At 68.0% G+C, this 26,362-nt stretch carries 24 protein-coding genes and 1 pseudogene; 9 read left to right on the forward strand and 16 right to left on the reverse strand.

Annotation, left to right across the window (positions count from 1 at the left end):
* Positions 1-129: 129 nt before the first annotated feature.
* Entirely contained in the window at positions 130-1,377 is a 1,248-nt protein-coding gene (gene ligD, locus JDV09_RS06770; RefSeq protein WP_221368347.1) for a non-homologous end-joining DNA ligase, read from the reverse strand.
* 55 nt (positions 1,378-1,432) lie between these two features.
* On the opposite strand from ligD, the gene fadD2 reads away from it, so the two are divergent.
* Positions 1,433-3,163: a long-chain-fatty-acid--CoA ligase FadD2 gene (fadD2, locus tag JDV09_RS06775; RefSeq protein WP_221368348.1), complete on the forward strand. Its 1,731-nt coding sequence runs from the start codon at positions 1,433-1,435 to the stop codon at positions 3,161-3,163.
* Positions 3,164-3,180: 17 nt separating this feature from the next.
* On the opposite strand, the gene JDV09_RS06780 is transcribed toward fadD2, so the two are convergent.
* From JDV09_RS06780 to JDV09_RS06795, 4 genes are read right to left on the reverse strand one after another with little or no spacing between them, the layout of a single operon-like run.
* Positions 3,181-3,501 (reverse strand): hypothetical protein, encoded by a 321-nt coding sequence (locus JDV09_RS06780; RefSeq protein WP_221368349.1) that lies wholly within the window; start codon positions 3,499-3,501, stop codon positions 3,181-3,183.
* 40 nt (positions 3,502-3,541) lie between these two features.
* Complete coding sequence (locus JDV09_RS06785; RefSeq protein ID WP_221368350.1) at positions 3,542-5,734, reverse strand: acyl-CoA dehydrogenase family protein; 2,193 nt, start codon at positions 5,732-5,734, stop codon at positions 3,542-3,544.
* Positions 5,735-5,782: 48 nt separating this feature from the next.
* On the reverse strand, positions 5,783-6,739 hold the full coding sequence (locus tag JDV09_RS06790; RefSeq protein ID WP_221368498.1) for a 2-hydroxyacid dehydrogenase: 957 nt from the start codon (positions 6,737-6,739) through the stop codon (positions 5,783-5,785).
* Positions 6,736-7,869, reverse strand: a complete 1,134-nt coding sequence (locus tag JDV09_RS06795) for an alpha/beta hydrolase (RefSeq protein WP_221368351.1) — start codon at positions 7,867-7,869, stop codon at positions 6,736-6,738. Before JDV09_RS06795 ends, JDV09_RS06790 begins: the two co-directional genes overlap by 4 nt.
* 219 nt (positions 7,870-8,088) lie before the next feature.
* Here JDV09_RS06795 and JDV09_RS06800 point away from each other — a divergent pair.
* Positions 8,089-8,669, forward strand: a pseudogene (locus tag JDV09_RS06800) (VOC family protein).
* A gap of 3 nt (positions 8,670-8,672) precedes the next feature.
* Here JDV09_RS06800 and JDV09_RS06805 read toward each other — a convergent pair.
* A complete protein-coding gene (locus JDV09_RS06805) occupies positions 8,673-9,293 on the reverse strand; it encodes a TetR/AcrR family transcriptional regulator (protein ID WP_221368352.1) in 621 nt (206 codons plus the stop codon).
* 110 nt (positions 9,294-9,403) lie between these two features.
* Here JDV09_RS06805 and JDV09_RS06810 point away from each other — a divergent pair, with 110 nt between their 5' ends.
* Positions 9,404-10,294: an oxygenase MpaB family protein gene (locus JDV09_RS06810; RefSeq protein WP_372452859.1), complete on the forward strand. Its 891-nt coding sequence runs from the start codon at positions 9,404-9,406 to the stop codon at positions 10,292-10,294.
* A 43-nt stretch (positions 10,295-10,337) separates the two neighbouring features.
* Here the strand turns inward: JDV09_RS06810 and JDV09_RS06815 are convergent, their stop codons facing one another.
* On the reverse strand, positions 10,338-11,531 hold the full coding sequence (locus JDV09_RS06815; protein ID WP_308124038.1) for an alpha/beta hydrolase family protein: 1,194 nt from the start codon (positions 11,529-11,531) through the stop codon (positions 10,338-10,340).
* A gap of 54 nt (positions 11,532-11,585) precedes the next feature.
* On the opposite strand from JDV09_RS06815, the gene JDV09_RS06820 reads away from it, so the two are divergent.
* From JDV09_RS06820 to JDV09_RS06830, 3 genes are all read left to right on the forward strand, one after another.
* A complete protein-coding gene (locus tag JDV09_RS06820) occupies positions 11,586-12,350 on the forward strand; it encodes a trans-aconitate 2-methyltransferase (protein ID WP_221368353.1) in 765 nt (254 codons plus the stop codon).
* A gap of 150 nt (positions 12,351-12,500) precedes the next feature.
* Positions 12,501-12,812, forward strand: a complete 312-nt coding sequence (locus JDV09_RS06825) for a DUF3303 domain-containing protein (RefSeq protein ID WP_221368354.1) — start codon at positions 12,501-12,503, stop codon at positions 12,810-12,812.
* Between the two features lie 402 nt (positions 12,813-13,214).
* Complete coding sequence (locus JDV09_RS06830) at positions 13,215-13,478, forward strand: 2TM domain-containing protein (protein ID WP_221368355.1); 264 nt, start codon at positions 13,215-13,217, stop codon at positions 13,476-13,478.
* Between the two features lie 307 nt (positions 13,479-13,785).
* Here JDV09_RS06830 and JDV09_RS06835 read toward each other — a convergent pair whose 3' ends face one another.
* Positions 13,786-14,268, reverse strand: coding sequence for a hypothetical protein (locus JDV09_RS06835; RefSeq protein WP_221368356.1), 483 nt, complete (start codon positions 14,266-14,268; stop codon positions 13,786-13,788).
* A gap of 35 nt (positions 14,269-14,303) precedes the next feature.
* Between JDV09_RS06835 and JDV09_RS06840 the strand changes: the two genes are divergently transcribed.
* Complete coding sequence (locus tag JDV09_RS06840) at positions 14,304-14,975, forward strand: phosphatase PAP2 family protein (RefSeq protein ID WP_308124039.1); 672 nt, start codon at positions 14,304-14,306, stop codon at positions 14,973-14,975.
* On the opposite strand, the gene JDV09_RS06845 is transcribed toward JDV09_RS06840, so the two are convergent.
* Positions 14,929-16,422, reverse strand: coding sequence for a bifunctional phosphatase PAP2/diacylglycerol kinase family protein (locus JDV09_RS06845; RefSeq protein ID WP_221368357.1), 1,494 nt, complete (start codon positions 16,420-16,422; stop codon positions 14,929-14,931). The genes JDV09_RS06840 and JDV09_RS06845 overlap by 47 nt on opposite strands.
* A 96-nt stretch (positions 16,423-16,518) precedes the next feature.
* On the opposite strand from JDV09_RS06845, the gene JDV09_RS06850 reads away from it, so the two are divergent.
* A complete protein-coding gene (locus JDV09_RS06850; RefSeq protein ID WP_221368358.1) occupies positions 16,519-17,187 on the forward strand; it encodes a L,D-transpeptidase family protein in 669 nt (222 codons plus the stop codon).
* 2 nt (positions 17,188-17,189) lie between these two features.
* Here the strand turns inward: JDV09_RS06850 and JDV09_RS06855 are convergent, their stop codons facing one another.
* Positions 17,190-17,648 carry a nuclear transport factor 2 family protein gene (locus JDV09_RS06855; RefSeq protein WP_221368359.1) on the reverse strand — a complete coding sequence of 153 codons (459 nt, stop codon included), beginning with the start codon at positions 17,646-17,648 and terminating at the stop codon, positions 17,190-17,192.
* Positions 17,649-17,769: 121 nt separating this feature from the next.
* Here JDV09_RS06855 and JDV09_RS06860 point away from each other — a divergent pair, with 121 nt between their 5' ends.
* Positions 17,770-19,506 carry an Hsp70 family protein gene (locus tag JDV09_RS06860; protein WP_221368360.1) on the forward strand — a complete coding sequence of 579 codons (1,737 nt, stop codon included), beginning with the start codon at positions 17,770-17,772 and terminating at the stop codon, positions 19,504-19,506.
* Between the two features lie 128 nt (positions 19,507-19,634).
* On the opposite strand, the gene JDV09_RS06865 is transcribed toward JDV09_RS06860, so the two are convergent.
* The 6 genes from JDV09_RS06865 to JDV09_RS06890 form a co-directional block, all read right to left on the reverse strand.
* Complete coding sequence (locus JDV09_RS06865; protein WP_221368361.1) at positions 19,635-20,642, reverse strand: ABC transporter ATP-binding protein; 1,008 nt, start codon at positions 20,640-20,642, stop codon at positions 19,635-19,637.
* On the reverse strand, positions 20,639-21,622 hold the full coding sequence (locus JDV09_RS06870) for an ABC transporter ATP-binding protein (RefSeq protein ID WP_221368362.1): 984 nt from the start codon (positions 21,620-21,622) through the stop codon (positions 20,639-20,641). Before JDV09_RS06870 ends, JDV09_RS06865 begins: the two co-directional genes overlap by 4 nt.
* Positions 21,619-22,581, reverse strand: coding sequence for an ABC transporter permease (locus JDV09_RS06875; protein ID WP_221368363.1), 963 nt, complete (start codon positions 22,579-22,581; stop codon positions 21,619-21,621). The genes JDV09_RS06870 and JDV09_RS06875 overlap by 4 nt, the downstream gene beginning before the upstream one ends.
* Positions 22,581-23,630, reverse strand: a complete 1,050-nt coding sequence (locus JDV09_RS06880; RefSeq protein ID WP_221368364.1) for an ABC transporter permease — start codon at positions 23,628-23,630, stop codon at positions 22,581-22,583. Before JDV09_RS06880 ends, JDV09_RS06875 begins: the two co-directional genes overlap by 1 nt.
* 26 nt (positions 23,631-23,656) lie before the next feature.
* Positions 23,657-25,309 carry an ABC transporter substrate-binding protein gene (locus JDV09_RS06885; protein WP_221368365.1) on the reverse strand — a complete coding sequence of 551 codons (1,653 nt, stop codon included), beginning with the start codon at positions 25,307-25,309 and terminating at the stop codon, positions 23,657-23,659.
* Between the two features lie 263 nt (positions 25,310-25,572).
* The gene (locus tag JDV09_RS06890) at positions 25,573-26,358 is read right to left on the reverse strand and encodes an SDR family NAD(P)-dependent oxidoreductase (RefSeq protein WP_221368366.1); all 786 of its coding nucleotides are present in this window, start codon (positions 26,356-26,358) and stop codon (positions 25,573-25,575) included.
* Positions 26,359-26,362: the final 4 nt, after the last annotated feature.

A 26,362-nucleotide genomic window follows, 5' to 3' on the forward strand; every position in this document is an offset into this window, starting at 1 on the left:
GCCTGACAAGTGCCAAGGTAGTGAGGCAAGTTAAGGCCGTGGGGAGTAACTACTAATACTTCGCTAAGAAGTGTTTTCGGTGCGTCCAGCAAACTTGTCGGTAACTTGGTGCGCGGTCCTGTGGGCCGGTCAGTCCCGGCGCCACCGCTGCGAACCTGTGTAGTTCTCCCACGGGTTGTAGTCGGCCAGCAGTGGCTCCTGGGGCGGGCGCTCCTCCTCGGCGACGTGCTGGAGATTGATTCTGATCCGGTACCAGATCGAACTCGGTCCGCGCATCCCGTCCACCAGAATATCTGCGGGCTGCAGCTTTTCGGCCGCTCCCGGATGACTGTCCTGCCATTGCCGCAGTGCGGCCATCGCCTCGTCCCTGGTCTTGGTGCGCGCGATCTCGATCAGCGGCATCGCCGAAATCCGGGTGCCAGTGCGGCCGTCGGCGGGGCGGCGCGCGCCCCTGGGCGCCTTCTCCGCAGGGCCGAGCCGGTCGGCGAGGGCGAGCAGCGAATCGAGGTCACCCGGGGTGTCGTCGATGCCCTCCCACGGGTCGCCGACCTCCTCGACCCGTCGTGGAACGGTCGCGACGGTGAACTCCTCGGGCCGGCAGCCGGCGACCTCAGCCCAGAACAGCGGTGTGGAGACCCTCGCGTCGGGCGTGGCGCGCACCGAGTACGCCGACGCCACGGTGCGGTCCTTGGCGTTCTGGTTGAAGTCGACGAAGACGCCGTGGCGCTCCTCCTTCCACCACCTCGCGGTGGCCGACTCCGGCGCCCTGCGCTCGACCTCGCGTGCCACCGCCTCGGCCGCCGTCCGGACCGACCGAAACGGCCAGCGCCGGTGTATGCGGGCGTAGATGTGGAAGCCCCGCGACCCGGAGGTCTTCGGCCAGGCCACCAGCCCGTGGTCCTCGAGCACCTCGCGCGCGACGAGGGCGACGTCGAGGATCTGGCGCCAGCCGACGCCGGGCATGGGATCCAGATCGACGCGAAGCTCGTCGGGGTGGTCGAGATCGTCGGCGCGCACCGGGTGCGGATTGAGGTCCACACACCCCAGGTTCACCGCCCAGATCAGGCCCGCCGCATCGTGCAGCACCGCTTCTTTCGCCGAGGTGCCCGACGCGTACTTCAGCTCGGCGACCGTCACGAAATCCGGGCGCTTGTCCGGCGCCCGCTTCTGGAAGATCGCCTCCTGCCCGATGCCCTTGACGAAGCGTTTCAGGATCATCGGCCGGTCGGCGACCCCGCGCAGTGCTCCGTCGGCCACCGCGGCGTAGTACCGCATCAGATCCAGCTTGGTCAGGCCGATGTCACCGAACACCACCTTGTCCGGGTTGGTGATGCGCACCTGCTGTCCGCCGATCTCCAGATGGTCGGGAGCGGCCATGTCCTCATCGTAGGTTCTTCGCAGAAGTGAGAGCCACGTCACATATTGTTGGCCCATGTCCAAGCTCACCGAACTTCCGTTGTTGGCGGTCACGAAGGCGCAGCAGACCTTGGGTAAGGCCGCCGGAAAGTACTGGGAGCGTGGTTCAGCCGAGCTGCACTACGCCCGCAAGATGTTCGAGGCAGGTGCGCTCAAGTTGGAGCCGCCACAGGACATCGCCGCGTTCGTCGCCGATATGCGCCGGTGGGGCGAGATCGGGATGATCTCGGCGCTCAACGCCCGGCGGTACCCCGACTTCCTCGCGGTCATCGACGACGACGGCGAGATGACCTTCAAGCAGCTCGACGACGCCGCCAACGCCACCGCCAACGGTCTGCTGGCCAAGGGAGTCAAGGGCGGTGACGGGGTGGCCGTGCTGGCCCGCAACCACCGGTGGTTCCTGGTCGCGATCTTCGGCGCCGCCAAGGTCGGGGCCCGCATCATCCTGCTCAACAGCGAGTTCTCCAGCCCGCAGATCAAGGAGGTCTCCGAGCGGGAGGGCGCCAAGATCATCATCTACGACGACGAGTACACCGTCGCCGTCACGCAGGCCGACCCGGAACTCGGGAAGTTGCGGGCACTGGGCATCAACCCCGACCGTGCCGAATTGTCGGCTGTCGCCGACGGCGAAGAAGCGTCAGGCAGCACCGACGAAACCCTCGAGCAGCTGATCGCCCGCACCAACGCAACGCCTCCGCCCAGGGCGGGCAAGCACTCGTCGATCATCATCCTGACCAGCGGGACGACCGGTACCCCCAAGGGCGCCAACCGCAGCGCCCCGCCCTCGCTGGCCCCGATCGGGGGTGTGCTGTCCTCGGTACCGTTCAAGGCCAACGAGGTGACCTCGCTGCCCGCGCCGATGTTCCACGCGCTGGGTTTCCTGCACGCCACGATCGCGATGATGCTCGGCTCGACGTTGGTGCTGCGCCGGCGGTTCAAGCCGGCCACCGTGCTCGCCGACATCGAGAAGCACAGGGCCACCGCGATCGTGGTGGTGCCGGTGATGTTGTCCCGGATGCTCGACGAGCTGGACAAGACCACCCCGAAGCCGGATCTGTCGTCGCTGCGCATCGTGTTCGTGTCGGGGTCGCAACTGGGCGCCGAACTGGCCACCAGGGCCATGAGGGAGCTCGGCCCGGTCATCTACAACCTGTACGGGTCCACCGAGGTTGCCTTCGCGACCATCGCTGGGCCCCAGCATCTTTCGATCAACCCGGCGACGGTCGGGCCGGTCGTCAAGGGCATGAAGGTGCGGATCCTCGACGACAACGGCAACGACGTGCCGCGCGGCGATGTCGGCCGGATCTTCGTCGGCAACTTCTTCCCGTTCGAGGGTTACACCGGTGGCGGCGGTAAGCAGATCATCGACGGGTTGCTGTCCTCGGGTGACGTCGGCTACTTCGACGACAACGGCCTGCTCTATGTCAGCGGCCGCGACGACGAGATGATCGTCTCCGGTGGGGAGAACGTCTTCCCGGCCGAGGTCGAGGACCTCGTCAGCGGGCATCCCGAGGTCGTCGAGGCCACTGCGCTCGGTGTGGAGGACGAGGACTGGGGCGCGCGGTTGCGGTGCTTCGTGGTCAAGGCCGAGGGCGCCACGATCGACGAAGAGGCCATCAAGACCTACGTGAAGGAGAACCTGGCCCGCTACAAAGTGCCGCGCGAGGTGATCTTCCTCGACGAGCTGCCGCGCAACCCCACCGGCAAGGTCCTGAAACGTGAACTGCGGGAGATGAAGATCGACTGACCGAGCCCAGCCCTGGGCTACCCCGACATTACGGCCGATCCCGGAACCGACAGCGTCACCAGCATCAGCAGCAGCAGGAACCAGCCGGCACCCTGCCAGGCAACCCAGCCGCGCTCGGCCTTCCACTCGCGGTAGGTGCGGATGAACGCGCCGACGCCGCCGACGAGCAGGAACGTCGGCACCAGCGCGGCCGCGTACACCGAATCCCGCGGCCCGAAGGCATAGAACGCGAACGCCACCGCGGCCAGCGCGACGACGGTGAGGGTGTAGAGGAGCGCCGCCCGCAGGTCGGGCGGTCTGCTGAACCGCTTCTCGGCGTAGGTTCGGTCGTCGGTCATCAGTTCTGGGTTCCCGGTATCGCCGCCGGTGAACCCCATTCTACGGATCGCGGGGCAGCCCGAGCAGACGCTCGGCGATGATGTTCAGCTGCACTTCGGAGGTGCCGCCGTAGATCGTGGTGGCCCGGCTGGCCAGCAGGTACTCCGCCCACCGGCCGGTGGCCTGCTCCGGATCGCCGATGACGGCGTCGGTGCCGAACGAAGCGACCGCGAACTCCGCATAGCCCTGCCCGGTGCGCATCGACAGCAGCTTGGAGATCGCCGCGGCCGGCATCGGATCCCCGCCGGCCAGCGTCAGCAGCGTGGAGCGCATGTTGAGCACCTTGGCGGCATGGCCCTCGGCGATCAACACCCCGGCATGGTTCTGCTCGATCTGGTCGAAGTGGCCCTCGGCCAGGAAGTCGACGAACTTGTCCAGACTGGGCAGGAACGGCGGCTCGCTGCTGCCGATGGACACCCGCTCGTTGGTCAGCGTGTTGCGGCTGACCTCCCAGCCCCGGTTGACCTCACCGAGCACCATCTCGTCGGGCACGAACACGTCGTCGATGAACACCGTGTTGAACATCGTGTTGCCGGTCAGTTCGCGCAGCGGCTTGACCTCGACGCCCTGGCTGCGCATGTCGAGCAGGAAGTAGGTGATGCCATTGTGTTTCGGAGCGTTCGGGTCCGTTCTCGCCAGCAGCGCGCCCCATTCGGAGTACTGGGCACCGGTGGTCCAGATCTTCTGCCCGGTGATCCGCCAGCCGCCGTCGACCTTGGTGGCCTTGGTGGACAGGCTGGCCAGGTCGGAGCCCGCCCCGGGCTCGGAGAACAGCTGGCACCAGATCATCTCGCCACGGAAGGTCGGTGGCAGGAAGCGTTCCTTCTGCTCGTCGGTGCCGAATGCGACGATCGACGGGATGATCCAGGCGGCGATGCCCATGGCCGGGCGGCGCACCTTCCCGCCGGCGAACTCCTGGGCGATGAGGATCTGCTCGACTGGGTTGGCCGCCCGCCCCCACGGCGCCGGCAGGTGCGGCTGCACCCAACCGCCCTCGGCGATCGCGGCGTTGCGCTCCTCGCGCGGAATCGCTTTCAGCGCAGCCACTTCGGCGCGGATCTCGGAGCGCAGCTGCTCGGTCTCGGGGTCCAGGTCGATGTCGAGCGTGCGCATCCCCCTGGTGGTGGCGATGTCGACCACGTGCTGCGGGTAGTCGGCGGCCCTGCCGAAGCACGCCACCAGCATCAGCGCGCGCCGGTAGTACACGTTGGTGTCGTGCTCCCAGGTGAACCCGATGCCGCCGTGCACCTGGATGCAGTCCTGGGTGCAGTGCTGCGCCGCGGCGGGCGCCAGCGTGGCGGCCACCGCCGCGGCGAACTCGAACGCCGACTCGCCCACCGTGCCCGCACGCTCCTCGTCGATCGCGCGGGCCGCGTCCCAGACCGCGGCGGTGGCACGCTCGGTCTCGGCGATCATGCCCGCGCACTTGTGCTTGATGGCCTGGAACTGGCCGATCGGGCGGCCGAACTGCTCGCGGATCTTGGCGTAGGCCGCCGCGGTGTCGGTGGCCCAGCGCGCCACCCCGATCGCCTCGGCGGACAGCAGCGTGGACATCAGGGCCCTGGCCAGGCCGCGGCTGAGGTTGCCCAGCACGCGGTCGTCACCGACCTCGACGGCGTTGGCCCGCACGTGGGCCACCGGGCGCAACGGGTCCACGCTGGCCACCGGCTCGATCTCCAGCGTGTCGGCGTCGAGGATCACCCACTCCTCGCCCGACTCGATGGCGACCGGAAGCACCAGGATCGACGCCTGCGCCGCGGCGGGCACCGCGCGGACCTCTCCGCGGATGATCAGCACGTCGCCGTGGCGGGTCGCGGTCAGCCCCGAGTCGATCGCGTACGCGGCGATGACCTCACCGGAGGCCAGCCCGCCGAGCACGGCGGCATCGGGGTCGTCGGCCGAGATCAGTGCGCTGGCGATGGCCGACGGGACGAACGGGCCGGGGACCGCGCCGTAACCGAACTCGGCCAGCACGATGGCCAACTCGAGGATGCCGAAGCCCTGCCCCCCGACGGACTCGGCCAGGTGCACGCCCGGTAGGCCCTGATCGGCGGCGGCCCTCCAGTACGGCGGCGGGTTGGGGACCGGGTTCTCCAGTGCCTCGTGCAGGACCTCCGACGGCGCGACGCGCGCGACCAGGGATCGCACCGAATCGGCCAGGTGGTTGTGCTCTTCAGTGATCGCGATGGGCATCGCTGCACCCCTCCGTCGGGCTGGCTAACCGGTTGGTTGGGGCCGACATTACTCCCGCGTCCGGTTCACCACGTTGGCCAGGTCCCGCCCGTCCCGCAGCCGCTCGCAGTTGTCCACCGCGACCTCCAGATAGCGCCGCATGGTATCGGCGGTGTACCAGGTGACGTGCGGGGTGAGCACCACGTTGTCGAGGTGTAACAAAGGGTTGTCCGCCGGTACCGGCTCGACCGCGAAGACGTCCAGTCCGGCGGCCGCCAGGTGCCCGGAGCGCAACGCGTCGACCAGTGCGGCCTCGTCGACGATCGGGCCGCGCGAGGTGTTCACCAGCACCGCGCCGGGTTTCATCGCGGCCAGGGCGTCGCGGCTCAGCATCCCGGTGCTGGCAGCGGTGAGCGGCAGGTGCAGCGACACGATGTCGCACGCGGCCAGCAGGTCGGGCAGCGTGCGCCAGCGGGGGTCGCCGTCGTCGGCGGTGCTGGTGTGCACGACTCGCTCGGGTGGCGTGCCCATCGCGACCACGATTCGTTCGACCCGTTTGGCGATGTTGCCGTAACCGATCAAACCGACGGTGCAGCCACCGATGTCGCGGACCGTCTCGCCCAGCGTCGGGTCGGACGGCCAGCCGGCACCCGCACGGGTGACCCGGTCGAGGTGCGGCAGCCGGCGCAGTGCGGCGAGCATCAGCAGCACGGTCCCCTCGGCCACCGACGGCGCGTTCGCACCGGGCATGTTGGCCACCGCGATACCGCGGGCGGTCGCGGTGTCGACGTCGATGGTGTTCACCCCGGCCCCGAGCTTGTGCACCAGCCGCAGCCGGGTGGCCGCGGTGAGGTCGTCGCCGGTGATCGGCCGCAGCACGTGCCAGATCACCTCGGCCTCGGGAAGCTCCCGGTAGAACGTCGCGTCGTCGTTCTCGGTGCAGTACCGGATGTCCAGCCAATCGATATGTGGCGAAAGGAATTCCGTGACCTTGGCACCCGGGGTGAAGTGGGCGAGAACTCTCACCAGCGCCGGGCGATCCACTTGGCGATGGTATCGGCCTTCTCGGTGCGGGCCCCGGGTGTGGTGAAGTAGTGGTCGGTGTCGATCGAGCACTGGGACTTGTCGGCACTGGCCAGCGCGTCGTGGATGCGTTGCGCGTCGGACGGGAAGACGCCGGTGTCCTGCTCGGCGTTGATGACCAGCGCGGGACACGTGATGCGGGCCAAATGCGGCTCGGCCCGGGTCTGTGCATGCCGCAGGCTCCACATCCCGATCCAGTTGCGCAGCGTGCACGCCGCGGCGATCCCGTGGGTGGACCGATTGGCCTTCTCCGGTACCCCGGCGTAACACATGTTGGCGGGCCGCCGGGTGGGCTCCAGGGTGGGGTCGACCATCCTCGGATCGGCCCAGGTGCGCATCACGGTGAAGGGGCGGTCGGTGAAGCCCGCGGCGCGCACCCGGGCGAGTTCGGCCTGCGCCCAGTCGGTGATGGCCTCGTTGCGGGCCACCTGCGCCGCGCGGTAGCGGCGCACGAATGCCTGGTCGTAGGGCGGGCCGTTGTCCCCGGCGAACAGTTCGAGCTCCAAATCGGTTGCTACCGGGTCGTTCTCGTCCACCACGGCGCCGTCCATCCACGCGGTCAGCACGTCGGGGCGCCCGGGGTGCGCCGCGGTGGCCACGTAGCCGTCGGCGGGCTGCAGGTCCGCGAGACCGGCAGCCGGCCGCATGCCCGGTAGCGGGGTGACGTGCGACTCCACGGCGTTGGCCTGATACGCGGCCATCAGCGATCCGCCACCCGAATTACCCAGCAGAAGAACGGTTTCGATGCCCTGCACGTCGCGCAGCCAGCGCACCCCGACACCGATGTCGACCAGCGCGTGGTCGAGCAGGAAGCTGCTCTCGAAGCCGCGGAACCGGGTGTTCCAGCCGAGAAACCCGACGCCGCGGGTGGCCATGTACTCGGCGAGATAGTGCTCGGAGAAATCGATCTGGTAGTGCGCGGCGATCATCGCCACCCGGGGCTTACGCCCGACGCCGCGATAGTAGAGGCCTTGACAGGGATGCCCGCCCGAACCGGCCCGGTGCGCGGTGGTGGAGTCGAGTCCGACGAACTCCCTGGTCACCCCTGGCGTTGCCGATGGTGTTGGGGTCATGGTCGACCAGCCTCCCGGAGGCAGAGCGTGCGGTGGAAGAACTGCGCGAGTGCCCGGGTCTGCCTGCCGCGCTGCGTGGGCAGGTGCTCGCGCGGGCGCACGCTCACGGGTGTTGCCCTCCATCGTCGGGTCGTTGAACCGGAACTGAACCCGATGTTAGATTCAGTTTCGGTCTGTGACCAGGGTCACATCTACTGATCCGGATCCGGGAGGTGACAGATGATCAAGCCCCACAACACCAACTCCGAATTCGACCTCGGCGGAATCAACCATGTGGCCCTGGTCTGCTCGGACATGGCCAGGACCGTCGATTTCTACAGCAATGTGCTGGGCATGCCGCTGATCAAGTCCCTGGATCTACTCGGTGGGATGGGCCGGCACTTCTTCTTCGACGCCGGCAACGGCGACTGTGTGGCGTTCTTCTGGTTCGCCGATGCGCCCGACCGGGTGCCCGGCATCTCGTCCCCGGAGGCGATCCCCGGCATCAGTGACATCGTCAGCGCGGTGAGCACGATGAACCATCTGTCGTTTCATGTGCCTGCGGAGAGGTTCGACGAGTATCGGCAGCGACTCAAGGCCAGGGCGTGCGGGTAGGGCCGGTCCTCAACCATGACGAGAGCCCGGCCCGGGTCGCACCGACGGTGCACTCCGGTGTGTACGTCCGGTCGTTCTATTTCCTCGACCCCGACGGAATCACGATCGAGTTCGCATGCTGGATAAAGAAATTCGGTGAGGGCGACGCGACGACGACACCGAGGACGGCGGCCGACCGGCGGGTGACCGCACCCGTGAACGGCTAATTGCTAATCGAGGTATAGCCGCGGATCGCTGAGCTTGTCGATCATCGCGGCGAGCCGGGCGGAGAGCTCGGCAGGTGTGAAGGTCAGGTCTCCGGACAGCCAGGCGCTCAACGTCTGGGCCACCCCGCCGACCACGAAGTGGCCGGCGGCTTTCACCGGCTCGTTGTCGTCGACCTGCATCGCGGCGCCTGCATGCTGGCCGGACAGCATCGCGAACAGCGCACCCGACTCGGCACGTTTGCGCACCACCACCGGGTTGGCGAGCCGGTCGCTGAACAGCAGTCGGCCGACCCGGGCGTCCCCGGAGATCGTGCGCACGATGTTGGCCATGCCCTGCCGGCTCTGCTCGCGGGCGGGTGCGGCGGCGACTGCGGCCTGCGTGGTGGCGGCGATGGCGGACACCACCCAGTCGAACACCGCGTCGACGAAGGCGTCCTTGTCCGAGAAGTTCTCGTAGAAGTAGCGCGCCGCCAAGCCGGACCGCGCACAGATGGCGCGCACGGTGAGATCGGCCGGCGTCGGATCTGCGCCGAGCAGGTCCAATCCGGCCTCCAGCAGCCGTCGTCGGCGCTGCGCAACGCGCTCCGGGGCGCCGACGCCGCGGTACGGGCGGATCTGAGCCATCGTCGCATTTTGACACCTGGATCGGTTTCGGAGCAATATCAGGAAACGGGCGTTCGCATCTTTGTCGGCGACGCGATGGAGAGGAGTGGACGATCACGGTCAGCGAGCCGGTGGAGACAAACCCGCCGCAGGTCGAACCCACGGTTGCCGAATCCCGGATTCCCGTGCGCAAGCGCCGGTGGCGGCCCGCCAGGGCCGAACCGGGAATGCTCGGGCTGGGGCTGCTGGCCGGTCCTGCCAACGTGATCATGCAACTCGGCCGTCCCGGTGTCGGATACGGCGTGCTGGAGAGCCGGGTACAGAGCGGCCGGGTGGACAAACACCCGGTCAAGCGGGCCCGCACCACCTTCACCTACCTCGCTGTGTCCACCGACGGGACCGAGCAGCAGAAGGCCGCGTTCCGCCGTGCAGTCAACCGCGCGCACGCCCAGGTGTTTTCCACCGAGGACAGCCCGGTCGAGTACAACGCGTTCGACAAGAGCCTTCAGCTCTGGGTCGGCGCGTGCCTCTACAAGGGCACCGTGGACGTGCAGCGGGTGTTCGGCGGTGAGCTCGACGAGGCCACGGCGGACCGGCTCTATGCGCAGGGGCGTGCGCTGGCCACCATGCTGCAGGTGCCCGAGGAGATGTGGCCCGCCGACCGGGCCGCCTTCGACAGGTACTGGCAGGAGTCGCTGGACCAGGTGCACATCGACGACACCGTGCGCGAGTACCTGTATCCGATCGCAGTGTCCCGGGTGCGGGGAAACCGGGTGCCCCCACGGATCGCCCGCCGCACCGAGGGACTGGCCCAGCTGATCACCACCGGCTTTCTGCCCCAACGCTTCCGGGACGAGATGCGGCTGCCCTGGGGGCCCGAGGAGCAGCGTCGCTTCGATCGGTTGACGAAGGTGTTGCGCGGCGTGACCAAGGTGTCACCACGGTTCGTCCGGGAGTTCCCGTTCAACGTGCTGCTCAAGGATCTCGACTGGCGCATCCGGACCGGCCGCCCGCTCGTCTAGGGGGCTCCTCACTTGACGGTCAGCACCGGTATGGGGTGCCGCGTCAGTCGAACATGAACTCGCTCAGGAAGCGGGTCATCCGCCGTAGATAGTCCGGTTGGCTCACGTGCAGCACGTGATTGCCGGGGAACCAGTGGAAAGCGCAGTGGTCCCAGTGCCGCCAGAGCAGCTCGGCCTGCTCGGGCGGGGCCAGGCGGTCGCCGAGGCCGGCGATGATCAGGCGCCGCCCCTTGGCCGGTATCGGCCGGTAGTTGAGCGGAGAGGAGTACATCGTCGCGGCATCGACGAGTTCGCGCTCCGTCCCTGCGAGCCGGTCGCGGAGTGCGACCACCTTGTTGGCGGGGAACCACTCGTCGACGGTGCGTTCCGGGGTGACGACCGGTACGTTGGGGATGACAGCCTGGATCCGGTCGTCCACGCTGGCGATCAGCGCCGAGGTATACCCGCCCAGTGACATGCCCGTCAGCGCAATGCGATCCACGCCGATGAACTCGAGATAGTCCACCAGGGAACGGAAGTCGTGGACGGCCTGCGCCATCGCCTCGGCGAAGCCGGAGAAGCCGTGCGCGAAATATCCGTATCCACTGAACGGCGAGTACTTCTCGGCGCGGCGACCGTGGAACGGCAGCGTGTAGAGCAGCACGTCGTAACCGGACCGGTAGAACCACGGCAGCGAGAAGAACAGCCCGTTGAACAGGTAGGGCGAGCCCATGAAGCCGTGGATCACGCACAGCGTCGGCCGCGGGCCGTTCTCGTGGCGCCAGTGCTGGGCACGCACGACGTTGTTGCGCCGGTAGCAGGCGCACTGCTCGCGCAGCGCCGGGTTCACCGCCGAGAAGCTGCTGTTGAAGCGCAGGTTGCGGACGTGTCCGCGCGCCACCAGTTCGGCGATCGCGTTCGCCGGCCGTGACGAGACCCGGGGCGGTTCGGTAGGGGCGGGAAACGACAGAGCAGGGTCCCGTTCGGCCGCCAGTCCGGCGTAGAAGTCGAGGTGGTCGCGCTCGACTCGGGACTGCGGGCTGCGCAGAGCCCCGGCCAGCGTCGGAACCATCGTGGCGGCCAACAGCGACGCGATGGAGGTCCGTAATGCCAGGTCGGCCACTGCGGAGGTGTCCACGATCAGCCGCTGTTGCCTGGTCAGGTCTGCACGGCGGGGCAGGCCACGTGCGGTCGCGTCAGCCCCGGGGACGTCGGGAACCGGGAGGTGCGCCTCTGCCAGTGAGCTGTTCGAGTCCACGACTTGAATGCTAACGCGGACCAACTCGTCGTTCGGCGGTGTCAGACTGACGGTATGTGGAGTCCCGACGCCTACCTGGCCTTTGCCGACCACCGCGGTAGGCCGTTCGTCGATCTGCTGGCACGGGTGGATGCGCACGACCCACGCCGGGTGGTCGATCTCGGCTGCGGTCCCGGAAACCTCACCGAGACGCTGCCGTCTCGCTGGCCCGGCGCGGTCGTCGAGGCCTGGGACTCGTCGCCGGAGATGGTGCACGCCGCCCGGGAGCGCGGCGTCGACGCGCATGTCGGAGATGTGCGGGACTGGGTGCCCGCAGCCGACACCGACGTCGTGATCAGCAACGCGGTACTGCAGTGGGTGCCCGAACACCGTGAGCTGGTGTCGCGGTGGGCGGCGCAACTGGCGCCGGGATCGTGGATCGCCTTCCAGGTGCCGGACAACTTCGACGCGCCGTCGCACCGGGTGGTGCGTGACCTCGCCCGGCGTCCACAGTGGTCAGATGCGCTGGGGGACTATCCATTCCATGGCGAGGACATGGTGGATCCCCCGCTGGGATATGCCGGCGGCCTCACCGATGCGGGGTGCACGGTGGACGCCTGGGAGACCATGTACGTCCACCCGCTCACCGGCGCGAACCCGGTGCTGGAGTGGATCACCGGCACGGCGCTGCGGCCGGTGCGGGACGCGCTCGACGACGCTGCCTGGGACCAGTTCCGTTCGGAGCTGATCCCACTGCTCGACGCAGAGTATCCGCGTCGGGCCGATGGGATCACGTTCTTCCCGTTCCGCCGGATCTTCGTGGTGGCCCGGGTGCGGTGACTCACCGGGTCAGGGGCGAGCTGTTCACGATCGTGCCGACCGCTCAGGGGGTTACCAATCGTCCCGATCAGGAGGAGAATCGAGTCGTGGGGAATCCAGCGATTATTCCCACGCGAATTGACAGTTCACGGCCTTATTTAGGAGGACGAAATGAAGTACGTCTTGGCCTGGACGAACCGGCTCACCGGCTCTGCAACAGACAATGAAGCGTCAGTCCGGCGCGGCTTGGAACTGTTTTCCAAGTGGCAGCCGCCAGCGAGCTCGACGTTCCACCAGTTCGTGGGACGGCTCGATGGCACCGGCGGGTTTGCCGTCGTGGAGACTGACAACCCGGCAGACCTGCTGGACGGGGCCGGTAAGTTCGGCACCAACAACGAGTTCCAGCTCTATCCGGTCGTCGACATAGCTGACTGGGTCCAGGTGCTGGGGCAGGGTGTGGACTTCAGGGAGTCGATCAGCTGAACCGCGCCACACCGAAGGGGCCGCTCCCAGTGGGCGGCCCTTTGCTGTGCCAGTGGCCGGTACTTCGCTCAAAGCGTTCCGCACCCAGCGGCTGTCACCGCCGGCCAAGTCCTACGAAGCGGCGACCGCGAAGAGACGCCACTCGCCGGGCACGCGAACATTGCGGAAGTCTACGCCGAACAGCGGGTGGAGCGGATCTGCGCCGACAGCGTTCGTGCTGCTCACAAGCGTTCATTGACGTGTTCTTCAGCCAGTCGGTGCCGGTCCCGCGCTCATGACTTTCTGGACCGGAGCAGCCGCCCGAAGCGCGGACATCCGTGCAGAATGCCTGACCGAACACGGTCTGATTTCGTGGCCCGTATTCTCGGTGACGGTCGAGACCACCAGGTCGAAAGAGACGAGATGACCGACGAAGAACGACACCGGGCGATAGGACGAATTCACGCGAAGCGCGGGTTCTGGGTACACCTGGCCGCCTACATCGTCGTCAACGCCGTGCTGATCGTGATCTGGTACGCCAGCTCCGGCGGATATTTCTGGCCGGCGTGGCCCGCGCTGGGCTGGGGAATCGGCCTCGTCTTGCATGGTCTCGGGGTGTTCGTCGGGACGAGACCGATAACCGAGAAGCAGATCCAGCGCGAGATCGATCGGGGTCGCCAGTCGTGACGAGAAGGGTTTTCGTCCTTCCCGTTGCCGCCGGTCTCAACGTTGTATGAGGCGTCCGCTCCGCAATCGCAGTCTCCGCCGACTCGTCGAACTACGGCTCAAGACGCTGACCAGGAGACGCCCCAGCAACACCGGAGGCCGTCGACGAAGACATGGTGTTGGCGGGGGAGCTTCCGTGGGCGTCCGCGAGCCGAAAACACCAGCCGCTCAGGTCATCCCAAGTCGGGGGCAGGCAACACGCGGTTATTCGAACTGAACTTGCCACTGTGGGTGCCGTCGCCGCGCGAAGAAGCGCCCCACGACCCGGTCACGGGTGATAGGGCACACCCACCGCCCGGAACACGAACTCCGGCGGCACGTCGAAGGCGAGCGAGGTCCGGGGCAGTCGCGCCAGGACACCCTCGGGAATGTCGGTCTTGTAGCGCAGCGCCAACTCGCCCGAGCAGCGCGGATCGACCTTGGCCACATCGGCGTCGATGGTCAACCCGTGGGTCGACAGCTCAGCCGTCACCGCCCCGGTCTGCGGGGCATCCCAGCGCACATCGATGGTGCGCCCGGCCAGTTTGGGGACCGACGAGAGCGTGCCCAGCACACGCTGATCGGTCAGCGCAAGAGCGCCGACGTAGCTCGCGATGCTGCCGGCCGAGCGCAGGCCGGGCACGGTGCCGTGAAATCGCCGCGTCACCGCGACGTATTCGGCGAGGTAGAGGATTCCCTCCGCCTCGACCTCGGCGCGTAGGGCGCTGGGAAGCTTGCCGACACGGAAAAGTTTCCGGACAAAGACGGCCATGCACGCACGGTAGCTCAGCTGGTAGACGTGGACTGGTGAAGGCGCGTACGGGCTGGCTGATCGGCACCGCCGTGGCCGCCATCGCCGTGTACACGCTGATGTGGGCGGGCTGTGCCTGGCACTGGACGTGGCAGGCCGAGCTGGATGCGTCGATGCTGGAGCCGCTGCACCGCGTCGGCGCCGCCCACCCGGGCTGGGTGACCGGGTGGAACGTCTTCTGCACCGTGCTCGGTCCGGCGGCGTTCCGGTTGGCCACCCTGGTGGTCATCATCGGCGCGCTGGTCCGCCGCAACGTGCGGGTGGCGCTGTTCCTGATCGCCAGCGTGGAGCTCAGCGCCGTGATCACCGAGATCGCCAAGGCATCGGTGGACCGGCCCCGGCCGGCAACCGCACTGGTGACCGCTTACGGCTCGTCCTTCCCGTCCGGGCACGCGCTCGGCGTCACCGTTTCGGTGCTGGCTCTGCTGGCCGTCGTGTTTCCGGTGCTGCGTCCGGGGGGCCGGGTCTGGGCGGTGGCGGTGGGCGTCACCGTGATCGTGCTCATCGGTCTGAGCAGGGTGGTGCTCAACGTGCACCATCCCTCCGACGTGATCGCCGGGTGGGCGCTCGGATACGCCTATGCGGCGCTGTGCCTGCTGGTGGTGCCGCCGCTGCGGCCGGTTACGCAATCGGACGAAACACCGGCAGTAGCCGATAGCGCGCGCTGAAGCTGGCCTCGGTCACCTCGGTACCGACCTCCCCGTCGAGCGCCAGCAGCGTCGGCCCGTCGACGGACCGGAACGAGAACTCCGGTACCCGCAGCTCGTGGTAGAGCGGGCTGCGTTCCAGCCGGCCGATAGCCAGAGCGGTCAGGATCCGCAGCCGGCTCAGGCGGCGGCCGGTCTCGAGGATCCGCACGTCGATCAACCCGTCGTCCATCCTGGTCCGGCGCGACGGCGCGAAACCCGTCGGCAGGTATGTGGAGTTGCCGAGGAAGAACAGCGACGTCTGCAGGATCTTGTTGTCGTAGCAGATGCGCACCGACTTCTCGCGCCGCAGCGTGTGGAACATGGCGTAGATCCCGGCCAGTGGCTTGCCGACCCGGTGTTCGAGCTTCTCCCGGGTCTGCACGAACTTGGGGTATGCGCCGATGCTGGCGGTGTTGATCACCATGTGGTGTTCGTTGAGGCAGACCAGGTCGACCATGGCCACGCTGCCGTCCTGGATCGCGGCGAGCGTCTTGGCGGTGGTGTCGCATCCGACGTCCTTGGCGAAATGGTTGAACGTGCCGGCAGGGAAGACCGCCAGCGGAACGCCCGCTTCGACCGCGGCGGCAGCGGCCGCCGCAACGGTGCCGTCACCGCCGCCCACGGCCAGCACCTCCGCGCTCCGCGCCGCCGAGCGCAGGGTCTCGACGACGTCGTCGTCTCCGGACAGCTCGACGATCTCGGCGCGGGGCAGCGATTCGCGAACCTCGTCGATTACCCGTGCGCCGGTCCCGCCGCCCGAGGCCGGGTTGACGACCAGGGCCACCCCCGCGCCGTCCGGGCGGGTCGGGGTGTCCACCCGCAGCGGATCGGCGGCGGGCGCCTGCGCCTCGACGATCGGCGGCACCACCCGCGCGCCCAGCACCGCGACACCCGCCCCGATACCGAAGCCGGCCAGCACGTCGCCCGGATAGTGCGCTCCGACCGCGATGCGGGACATCCCGACCAGCCCGGCCAGCAGCGCCAGGCCAAGGCCGACCGGCGGGTTCTCCAGCCCGACGCCGACCGCGAAGGCGGCACCACTGGCGGAGTGGCCGGAGGGTAGCGAGTTCGACGTCGGGAACCGGCGGGTCTGCCTCGACAGCGGCACGATCCCGCGGTTGGGCCGCTCGCGCCGCCAGATCCGCTTGGCCACCTGATTGGTCAGCAGACTGGTCACCGCAAGCGTGGCCACACCCCGGGTGGCGCCCCGCTTGACCGACGGGCTGCCGAACGCCATCAGTCCCGCGGCGATCGCGAACCACAGCTTGGAATGGTCGGCCGCCCTGGTCAGCCGGGGCATCACCGCGTCGATCAGCGGGCTGGGCGCCTCGGCGACCGCCTCGAACACCTCGCGGTCCAGTGTGCCGAGTCCCTCGCCGATCTGGCGGATTCCGCGGCCCCGACGTCGTAGCGAAAGAACCTCCATGCCATCCAACCTATCCGGCGGCCGGTCGCCCGCATCGGGACCGGATCGTGTCCGAACGGTGACGTCGCAAGGATCTCGGGCCACCACGATGAACGGATGCGACCCCTGATCGTGGCGTGCGCGTCGGTGCTGTGTGCCCTGATCGCCGTCGTCGCAGCACCGCCCGCACTGGGCCGGTACTCGCCGTGGTTCGCGCCGTCGGTCGGCGGCGCGACCCAGGTGCTGGCGGTGACCGGTGTCGGCGGTTCGGACGCCAAGATGGATGTCTGGCAGCGGAGCGCCGCGGGCTGGCAACCGGTCGACGGAGGCATCGGCATTCCGGCCAAGATCGGCGCAAAAGGTATGTCGCCCAACCATTTCGACGGTTCGATGATGACGCCCGAAGGGGTTTACACACTCGATTTCGCGTTCGGGACCGAGCCCGACCCGGGCGGCGGTCTGCGATACGTACAGGTGGGACCGGACCACTGGTGGGACGGCGACATGAAGAGTCCGACGTACAACACCATGCAGGTGTGCAAGAAGGCCCAGTGCCCGTTTGACACCGCCCCGAGCTCCGGTACCGAGAACCTCGACATCCCGCAGTACGCGCACGCCGTGGTGATGGGCGTGAACAAGGCCCGCATTCCGGGCAAGGGCGGTGCGTTCTTCGTGCACAGCACCGACGGCGGGCCCACCGCGGGCTGCGTGGCCATCGACGATGCCACCCTGGTCAAGGTCATGCGCTGGCTGCGACCGGGAGCGGTGATCGCGGTCACCGAATAGCGTCAGATGTTCAGCGCGCGCCCCGGTTTGACCTTGAAGTTCAACGCCTCCAGCGACATCGACGCGTCGTAGGTGCGGTCATAGCCGGTCTCGCAGATCTTCCAGCCGTCGGCGGTCCGCCGGTACCGGTCGTGGTAGAACCCCGCACCGATCAGCATGAAGTTGAAATCGGGCGCGATCACCCGGTCCTGCAGATACCAGGTGCCGCTGGCCGTGTCGCCGTCGACGGTGATCTCGGGGTGGTTCACCCGGTGCTCGGTGATGATCTCGGGTCCCAGCGAATTGCGCATGAACGCAACCAACTCGTCGCGGCTGGTGAAATGGTGTTCCTCGCCGATGGACTCGCCGTAGCGGCCGACGACGTCCTCGGTGAGGGTGTCGGCGAAGTCGTCCCAGTGCTTGGTGTCCAGCGCGCGCAGATAGCGGTACTTGACCTGCTTGATGTCGTCGATGTCAGCCATGGCCGCCATTGCAGCACACCGGGCGTGGCATGCGGGATCGTTGCCGGAATCTGTTGACCGATCCGTCGGCTGGTGTCGGTCCAAAACCGCGACGGCGCAACAGGCTATCGTGACCGGGGTCATGAGCGATCCCCTGGGGCTGTCCGTCGGGACCACCAACATCGTCGCCGCGGGTGTCGGGCAACAGCCGGTCATCCGCCGTGCCGTGCTGACCGTGTCCGGGGTGCAGCTGACCGGATTCGTCGAACGGGTAGGCGATCCGGTGCCACTGGTGGCCGCCGACGGTGTCAGCTATCCCGCCGAACGGCTGGTCGTCGAGGCGCTGGAGTCGATCGCCGGCGTGGCGCTGACCGCGCCGCCCGCCGACGTGGCGATCGCCGTGCCCTCGTACTGGGCCCCGGCGGCATTGTCTGCCCTCGACGGCGCGTTGCGCGCCAGCCCGACCCTGGCGCCCGGCGGGTTGGCGCCGCGCCTGATCCCCGACGCGGTGGCCGCGCTGACCGCGCTGAACACCAACCCCGGCTTCGACCGGTCCGGTCCACTGGCCGTCCTCGACTTCGGCGGCAGCGGCACCAGCATCACCCTGGTGGACGGGGCATCGGCGTTCACCCGGATCGGGGAGACCGAACGGTTCGCCGAGTTCGCCGGTGATCAGGTGGACCAGGCGCTGATGGGCTACGTGCTCGACAATGTGGGCGGGCAGGATCGGGAACCCGCGCACACCGCCGCGGTCGGCTCGCTGGCCCTGTTGCGCGAGGAGTGCCGGGCCGCCAAGGAGCGGCTCTCGGCCGATACCGCCACCACGCTGCCCGTCCAACTGCCCGATCAACGCACCCAGTTGCGGGTGACTCGGCCCGAGCTGGAGGAGCTGATCGCGCGGCCGCTCGACGGTGTGCTCGAGGCGCTGGAGAACACGTTGCTGCGCAACGAAATCAGTTGGAGCGCCCTGTCGGCGGTGGTGCTGGTCGGCGGCGGCGCCAGTATCCCGCTGATCGCCCAGCAGCTCTCGGCACGCTCGCGTGCCCCGGTGGTCAAGACGCCCCAACCCGCTCTCGATGCCGCCGTCGGTGCCGCGATGATCTCCGCGTACGGCCGCTCCGCCGACACCGCCACCTGGGTCGCCCCTCCGGGCGTCGTGCCGCCCCCGGGCGCCGGCGACCAGACGTCGTCCACGCTGCGCGCGCTGGCCTGGTCGCAGGACGACGACGCAGTCGATGACGTCGTCCCCTACGTGGGCGCCGACACGTACCCGCCGCCCGACCTGGAGTTCGACGAACCGGTGGCGCCGCAGGAGGAGGTCAAACCCTGGCAACGCCTGCCGGTGCCGTTGGCCGGGCTGCTGGCGGTGGTGGCACTTGTCGTGGTGGGTGGCGTCGCGATCGCGTTGACCAGTGTCGGCTTCAGCGACGAGCCCGCGCCGGGCATCCGAACGTCGGCGGTCATGAGCAGCGCGGCCACCCCATCGGCGGACGCCCAGGAGACGGTCACGGTGACCAACGCGCCGCCGCCGGCGGCGACCACGCCCGCACCCGCGGCACCCGTTCCGACGACCGCCGCCGTCACGACCACGCATTCGACCACGACCACCACCACGAGCCGGACCACCACGACGACGACCACCACGACGACCACCACGACGACCACGACGACCACGACCACGACGACGACCCCGACGACCACCACTACACCGCCGCCGACCACCACGACACCGCCGCCGACCACCACCACCGCGCCGGCGCCGCCGACCACCACCGAGGCCAAGTCGAATCCCGCGCCGACGCCGCCGATCACGACGACATTGCTGACGGTCCCATTCGTCCCGGTGCCGATCCCGATCCCGGTTCCGGACGGTCCGTAGCACCGGGGAGACGCCGGTGCGGTCGCGAATTCGGGAATTCCGCAAACCCCCGGCGGTATCAGCGGCCTAATGTTTGCAGCGTCGGGCCGATCGACTGGGGAGGGGACAGCCGATCGGGCCGATTCTCGTCATGCCGGACTGTCGGCGCCGATGTTGCGCGGATGGTGGCACGCAGCGGCGTGCCCGGTGCCGTAGGGGAGCAGGTCGGGCTCGTCGGTCGCGCAGATCCCGGTGCTCCACGGGCACCGGGTGTGAAACCTGCACCCCGGCGGCGGGTCGGACGGGCTGGGCACGTCACCCTCCAGGACCAGCCGTTCGCGCTCGGCGTTGAGTCGGGGATCGGGGATCGGCACCGCCGACAGCAGCGCGTTGGAATAGGGATGGATCGGTCGGTTGTAGAGCCCGTCGGTCCCGGAGCTTTCGACCACCTTGCCCAGGTACATCACCGCCACCCGGTCCGACACGTGGCGCACCACCCCGAGATCGTGCGCCACGAACAGGTACGACAATCCGAGCTCGTCCTGCAGGTCCTCCAGCAGGTTCACGATCTGTGCCTGCACCGACACGTCCAGCGCCGACACCGGTTCGTCGGCCACGATCAGCTTGGGCTGCAGCGCCAGCGCGCGGGCGATACCGATCCGCTGGCGCTGCCCCCCGGAGAACTCGTGGGGGAATCGGTTGATGTGCTCGGGCCGCAGGCCCACCCGGTCCAGCAGCTGCTGTACCCGGTGCCGCACGTCGGCGCCGCCGGCCAGCCCGTGCAGCTCGAGCGGGTCACCGATGATCTGGCCGACCCGCTTGCGCGGGTTCAGCGACGCGAACGGGTCCTGGAAGATCATCTGCATCTCGCGTCGCAGTGGCCGCAACTCGCGCCGTGACCGGCCGACGAGTTCCTGTCCGCGGAACCTGACGGATCCGGAGGACGGCGGGATCAGCTGCAGGATCGCCCGGCACAGCGTGGACTTGCCGCAGCCGGATTCCCCGACCAGTCCCAGGGTCTCACCCTCGTGCAGGGTCAGGCTGACCCCATCGACCGCCCGGACCCGGCCGACCTCGCGCTCGACCAGCACGCCCGACTTGATCGGGAAGTGTTTGACCAGGTCGGTGACCTCGAGCAGCGGTTCCGTCGACGTCATGTCCGTACCCGTGCCTTCTGGTCGTCGTCCAGCCAGCACCGGTCGCGGTGCGCGCCGGGCCCGGTCAGCACGGGCGGTTCGGCGCACCGGTCGAACCGGAAATCGCACCGAGCGGCGAACCGGCATCCCGACGGGGGGTGCAGCAACGACGGGGGCTGCCCCGCGATCTGTACCAGTCGATCGGCGCGCGGCAGGTCCAGTCGGGCCAGCGAACCGAGCAGGCCCCAGGTGTAGGGATGGTGGGATGCGTAGAAGATGTCGTCGAGCGTGCCGTCCTCGACGATCTGGCCGGCGTACATCACCAGCACCCGGTCGGCGATCTCGGCGACGACACCCAGATCGTGGGTGATCAGCACCACCGCGAGGTCGCGTTCGCGGTTGAGGTCGGCCATCAGTTGCAGGATCTGCGCCTGCACCGTGACGTCCAGCGCAGTCGTCGGTTCGTCGGCGATCAGCACCGACGGCTCCAGCGCCAGCGCCATCGCGATCATCACCCGCTGGCGCATGCCCCCGGAGAACTCGTGCGGGTAGCTGCGCACCCGCGCCTCCGGGTGGGGGATGCCTACCGACTCCAGCAGCTCGACCGCGCGGGCCCGGGCCTGCTTCGCCGACACGTCCCGATGCGCCCGGATCATCTCGGCGATCTGGTCGCCGACCCGGTACACCGGGTTCAGCGAGGACATCGGGTCCTGGAAGACCATGGCGATCTCGGCGCCCCGGACGTGCCGCAGCTCGTCCTCGGGCAGCGTCGTCAGCTCACGGCCGCGGTAGCGGACCGATCCCGCGACCGTGGTGTTCGGCGCGCGCGTCAGGCCGGTGAGGGTCTGCGCGGTGACGCTCTTTCCGCAGCCCGATTCGCCGACGATGGCGAGCACCTCGCCGGGGGACAGCGAGAACGAGACACCGTCGACCGCATGCACCACGCCGTCATCGGTGGCGAAGTCGACGTGCAGATCCTCGACGTCGAGCAGCTGGCTCATACCGGCGCGGCCTCTCCGAGGCGGATGCGTGGATCCAGTGCGGCATACGCCAGATCGACCAGCGTGTTGAACAGCACGATGAAGAACGCGCCGAACATCGTCACCGCCATCAACGGCGGAAGGTCCAGGCTGCGGATCGCCTCACCGGCATAGAGGCCGACGCCGTCGAGGTTGTACACCGTCTCGGTGAGAATGGCGCCGCCGCCGACCACCATCCCGAAGTCCAGGCCGAACAGCGTGACGATCGGAATCATCGAGTTGCGCAGCACATGCCGGATGCGTACCTGGCGTTCGCTGAGCCCCTTGGCCTTGGCGGTACGGACATAGTCCTCGTTCATCGCGTCGAGCATGTTCGAGCGCAGCACCCGGCTGTAGAACCCGACGAACAGCACCGCCAGCGTGAACCAGGGCAGCACAAGGTGATACGCCCACTCGATGGGATCCTCGGTGAGCGGGACATAGCCACCGGTGGGAAACAGTTGCACCTTGAACGTGAGGAAGTAGAGCAGCGTGGCGGCCAGCCAGAACACCGGCATCGAGATGCCGACCAGCGCGAGTACGGTCAGGGCCCGGTCGGCGAAGCGGCCCGCGTGCACGGCCGACAGATAGCCGAACAGCACCGCCAGCGACATCCAGATCACCGCGGCCCCGACGCACAGCGAGAACGTCGCCGGCAGGCCTTCCCAGATCTGTTCGACCACATTTCGATTGCTGGCGTACGAGGTCAGTTGCCCGGTGAAGATCTCCTTCATCATGGTGAGGTACTGGACCGGCAGCGGCTGGTCCAGGCCGAGGTCGGCGTTGACCCGCGCGATCAATTCCGGGTTGGCGTTCTTGCCGGCGATCCGCGCCGCGGGATCGGAGTTGGGAATGACGTTGAAGATCAGGAACACGATGACCGAGATCGCGAACAGCACCGCGACCATGCCGACCAGTCGCCGGACGATGAACCGCGCCATCAGTTCTGCACCACCGCAGCGGTGGTGGCACGCCTGCGGAGCAACCGGCGGCGTCCACCGGCGGTCCGGATCTTGGCCTTCGGATCCAGTGCGTCCCGCAGTCCGTCGCCGAAAACGTTGAGCGACAACACGGTCACGACGATCATCAGACCCGGGACGATGGTCAGGTGCGGCGCCGTGTAGATCATCTGGTAGCCGTCGGCGATCATGGTTCCCCACGACGCATTGGGCGGTCGCACGCCGGCGCCGAGGAAGGACAGCGCCGACTCGAGCAGCATGTTGTTGGCGATGTTCAGGGTGAAGAACACGATGACCGTGGACACCACGTTGGGCAGCAATTCGGCGAACATGATCCGGCCGGGTCCCATGCCCTGGGCCACCGCCGCCTCGACGAACTCCTTCTCCCGCAACGCCATGATCTCGCCGCGCAGCGGGCGGGCCATGTACGGAACGTAGACGACGCCGATGATCAGGATCGGAATCCAGATCGAATCACCGGCGATGACAAGGGGACCCAGCTTCAACCCGCCGATCGCCAGCGCGGTGCCCAGCGCGATACCCAGCAGCAGTACCGGGAACGCCCAGATGATGTCCAGAATCCGGGACAGCACCGCGTCGACCCAGCCGCGGTAGTAGCCGGCCAGCAGCGCGATGATGACCGCGAGCACCGTGGTGACCACCGCGGCCGCCACGCCGATGTAGATCGACGTCCGACCTCCGTACATCAACCGCAGCATCACGTCGCGGCCGTTCTGATCGGCCCCGAGGAGATACCGGCCGTGCAGACCGGGTCCCAGCGGCGTGCCGTCCGGTGATACGACGTCGGTCTCGACACCGTCGATCAGGATTGTGTCGGTGATGTGGTTGTCGTTCGGCCCGGTGTGCGCGACGTGCTCGGCCCACAGCGGAGCCGATAGGCAGAACAGCACGATCAGAACGAACAGGACGCCGAAACCGAAGGCGATCTTGTTGTGCCGCAGCCGAATCCAGGCGAGGTGCCAGGGGTTGCGGCCCTGGAAACGCGGTTCGGTCTCGAGGGGTGCGACCATGTCCGGTTGATCCGCTGCCGTGTCGCCTACTTCAGCGCGAACGACGTGAAGTCCTGGTTGAACAGCAGGTGGTGATAGGACTTGTCGAAGTCCATCCGGTCGGACAGGAACGTGGTGAACTGCTCGTTGCCGTAGGGCGCCCAGACGGCCTGCTCCATATAGGACTTGTCCAGGTCGGCGTAGCCCTGCTCGACGCCCTCGTCGGTGAGTTGCTCGGTCAGCAGTTCATCCATCCTGGCGTTGTTCTCCGGGATGTTCACCCGGGACAGGTTGTTGCCGTTGGTGGGCAGGATGCTGTCGCCGTGCAGCAGCGGGCGGAAGAAGTCGTCCGGATGCGGGAAGTCCTGGAACCAGTCGGCGAACCCGGTGTCCACGTCTGGGGTGGACTGGTTGCCGATCGTCGTCCAGTAGACGTCTCCGGCGATCACCTTGAGGGTGGCGTTGAAGCCCAACTGGGTGAGCAGGTCGTGGTAGTACTCGCCGATCCGCTTGCGGTCCGGCTCGTCATCGGTCCACACCGTGATGTCCCGGTCGGCCGGGTTGGCCTCGGCGATCAGCGCCCTGGCCTTGTCCATGTCGGGCCCGGGGTAGAGCGTGTACTCCTGATGGCCGGGCATGCCGGGGGGCAGGATCTGCTGTGTCGGGTGCAACCGTCCGCCGAAGATCCGGTTCAGCGCCTCGGGGTCGATGGCGTAGTTGATCGCCTGGCGGACCTTGACGTCGTTGAACGGAGCCTGCTCGGTGTTGAGGAAGAAGTAGTACGTGTTGATCGAATCCTCCATCCGGAACCGGTCCGAATAGCGTGACCGCAGCTCCTGCAACCGGTCCGCGGGCGGCGGGTCCATCATGAAATCGACCTTGTTCTGCAGGATGTCGGTGACCTGCGCGCTCTGGTTCTTGTTCTCCACCAGGGTGATCTTGTCGACGTTCGCGTCGGCCACCTCCTCCGCGCCCGCGTCCTTGACGGTCTGGAACTGCGGATTGCGCTCCAACGTGAGGGTGCGCGGCGCATCCACCGAGCTGATCATGAACGGACCGCTGGCCGGTGGCGGATCGTTGGTGGCATCGGAGTCCAACGGTGTGCCGGGCGGCACCGGCGCGGCGAACATCAGCCCGAGCAGGTTCTCGAACGTGCCGTTGGGCTCGGTCAGCTGAATGGTGATGTCGCCGGTCTCGTCGTCGGTGGTGATGCCGGTGATGGTGTCGGCCGATCCGTCGGCGTACTCCTTGGCCCCGACGATCACGTCGTAGAACACCGAACCGCCGGAGTCGGCCTTGAACAGCCGCTGGATGGCATAGGTGAAGTCGGAGGCCTTGATGTCGGTGCCGTCCGAATACTTCATGCCCGGCCGCAGCCTGAGCTTGTAGGTCAGGCCGTCCGGGGAGACCTCGGGCATCGCCTCGGCCAGGCCGGGAACCACCTCGGTGCCCTCCTCACCCTTCTTGTGACGGTAGGTGAGCAGTGGGGTGTACACGTTCCACAGCACCTCCCAGCCCTCCAGCGTGTACGACAGCTGCGGGTCGACGTAGTCGGGGAACGACGTCGCCGCGACGGTGATCTCGCCGTCGCCGGCCCCTCCGGAGCCGTTGTCGCTGCCGCATGCGGCCAGACCGAACGCGGCCACCGGGACGACGATGGCCGCGGCCAGCGCGTTGCGGGCTCTACGCAGTGTGTTCATCGTGATTCCCCTGGTCGGATCGGCTGCGGATGTCCAGTACAGCTGTACGCTTGTGTGCGGGCTGTTATGCATCTTTGAGGAAAATTCGCGATCGGCAGGTCGAGATTCACAGGAATCCCTGCGATGCACGCGCACGACGAGAAATGTCCCCGATTCCCCCTGCGGCCCGGTCCACGTACCGTGCAGCAGTCCCGGTGGACGCAAAGACCCAACGGAGTCAACATGTTTCGCCGGGTTCTCGCCGACGGGATCGGCCGCGAAAGCTAGAACTTGAGGTATCCGCCGTCGATGCGCAGGACGTCGGCGGTGTGGTAACTGCTGGCCGGACTGGCCAGGTATACCGCTACGCCGGCGAGATCGCCCGGACCGCCCCATCGACGCGCCGGCACCCGGGGCAGCACGCGCGCGCTGAATCGCTCGTCGGCCAGGCCGGCGGAGGTCATGTCGGTGTCGAACCAGCCGGGTGCGATCGTGTTGGCGCGGATGCCGTGTCGGGCGAGTTCCACCGCCAGTGTGTCCATCAGCGATGTGACGCCGGCCTTGGACGCCGCGTAGGCCGCCTGGCGAGGCATGCCCTGGAAAGCGCCGAGACTGGAGACTCCGACCAGGCTGCCGCCGCGGCCGGCGTCGACCATCTGGCGGGCGGCCTCGCGCAGGGTCAGAAACACCCCGTCGAGGTCGACCCCGGTCACCGAGCGGAACTCGGCCAGCGACGTGTCCAGCAGCGGGGTGAACCGGCCACGCACGCCGGCATTGGCGAAACACGAATCCAGCGAACCGAACTCGCGGTGAATCCGGGCCATGGCGTCGGTGACCGCCTGTTCGTCGGTGACGTCGCACGGCAACGCCAACACGGGTCGGCCGTACTCGCGCAGCTGTTCGGCCGCGGTGTGCAGCCGGTCGGCCGAGCGACCGAATATCACCACCGAAGCGCCCGCCCGGGCCAGGCCGTGGGCCATGCCGAGACCGATTCCAGACCCTCCGCCGGACACCACGCTGACATGTCCGATGAGGTCGAACGGGTCAGCCGGCGGGGCGGTGTCGGTCACCGGA

The sequence above is a fragment of the Mycolicibacterium xanthum genome (assembly GCF_019710635.1).
GTDB lineage: Bacteria > Actinomycetota > Actinomycetes > Mycobacteriales > Mycobacteriaceae > Mycobacterium > Mycobacterium xanthum.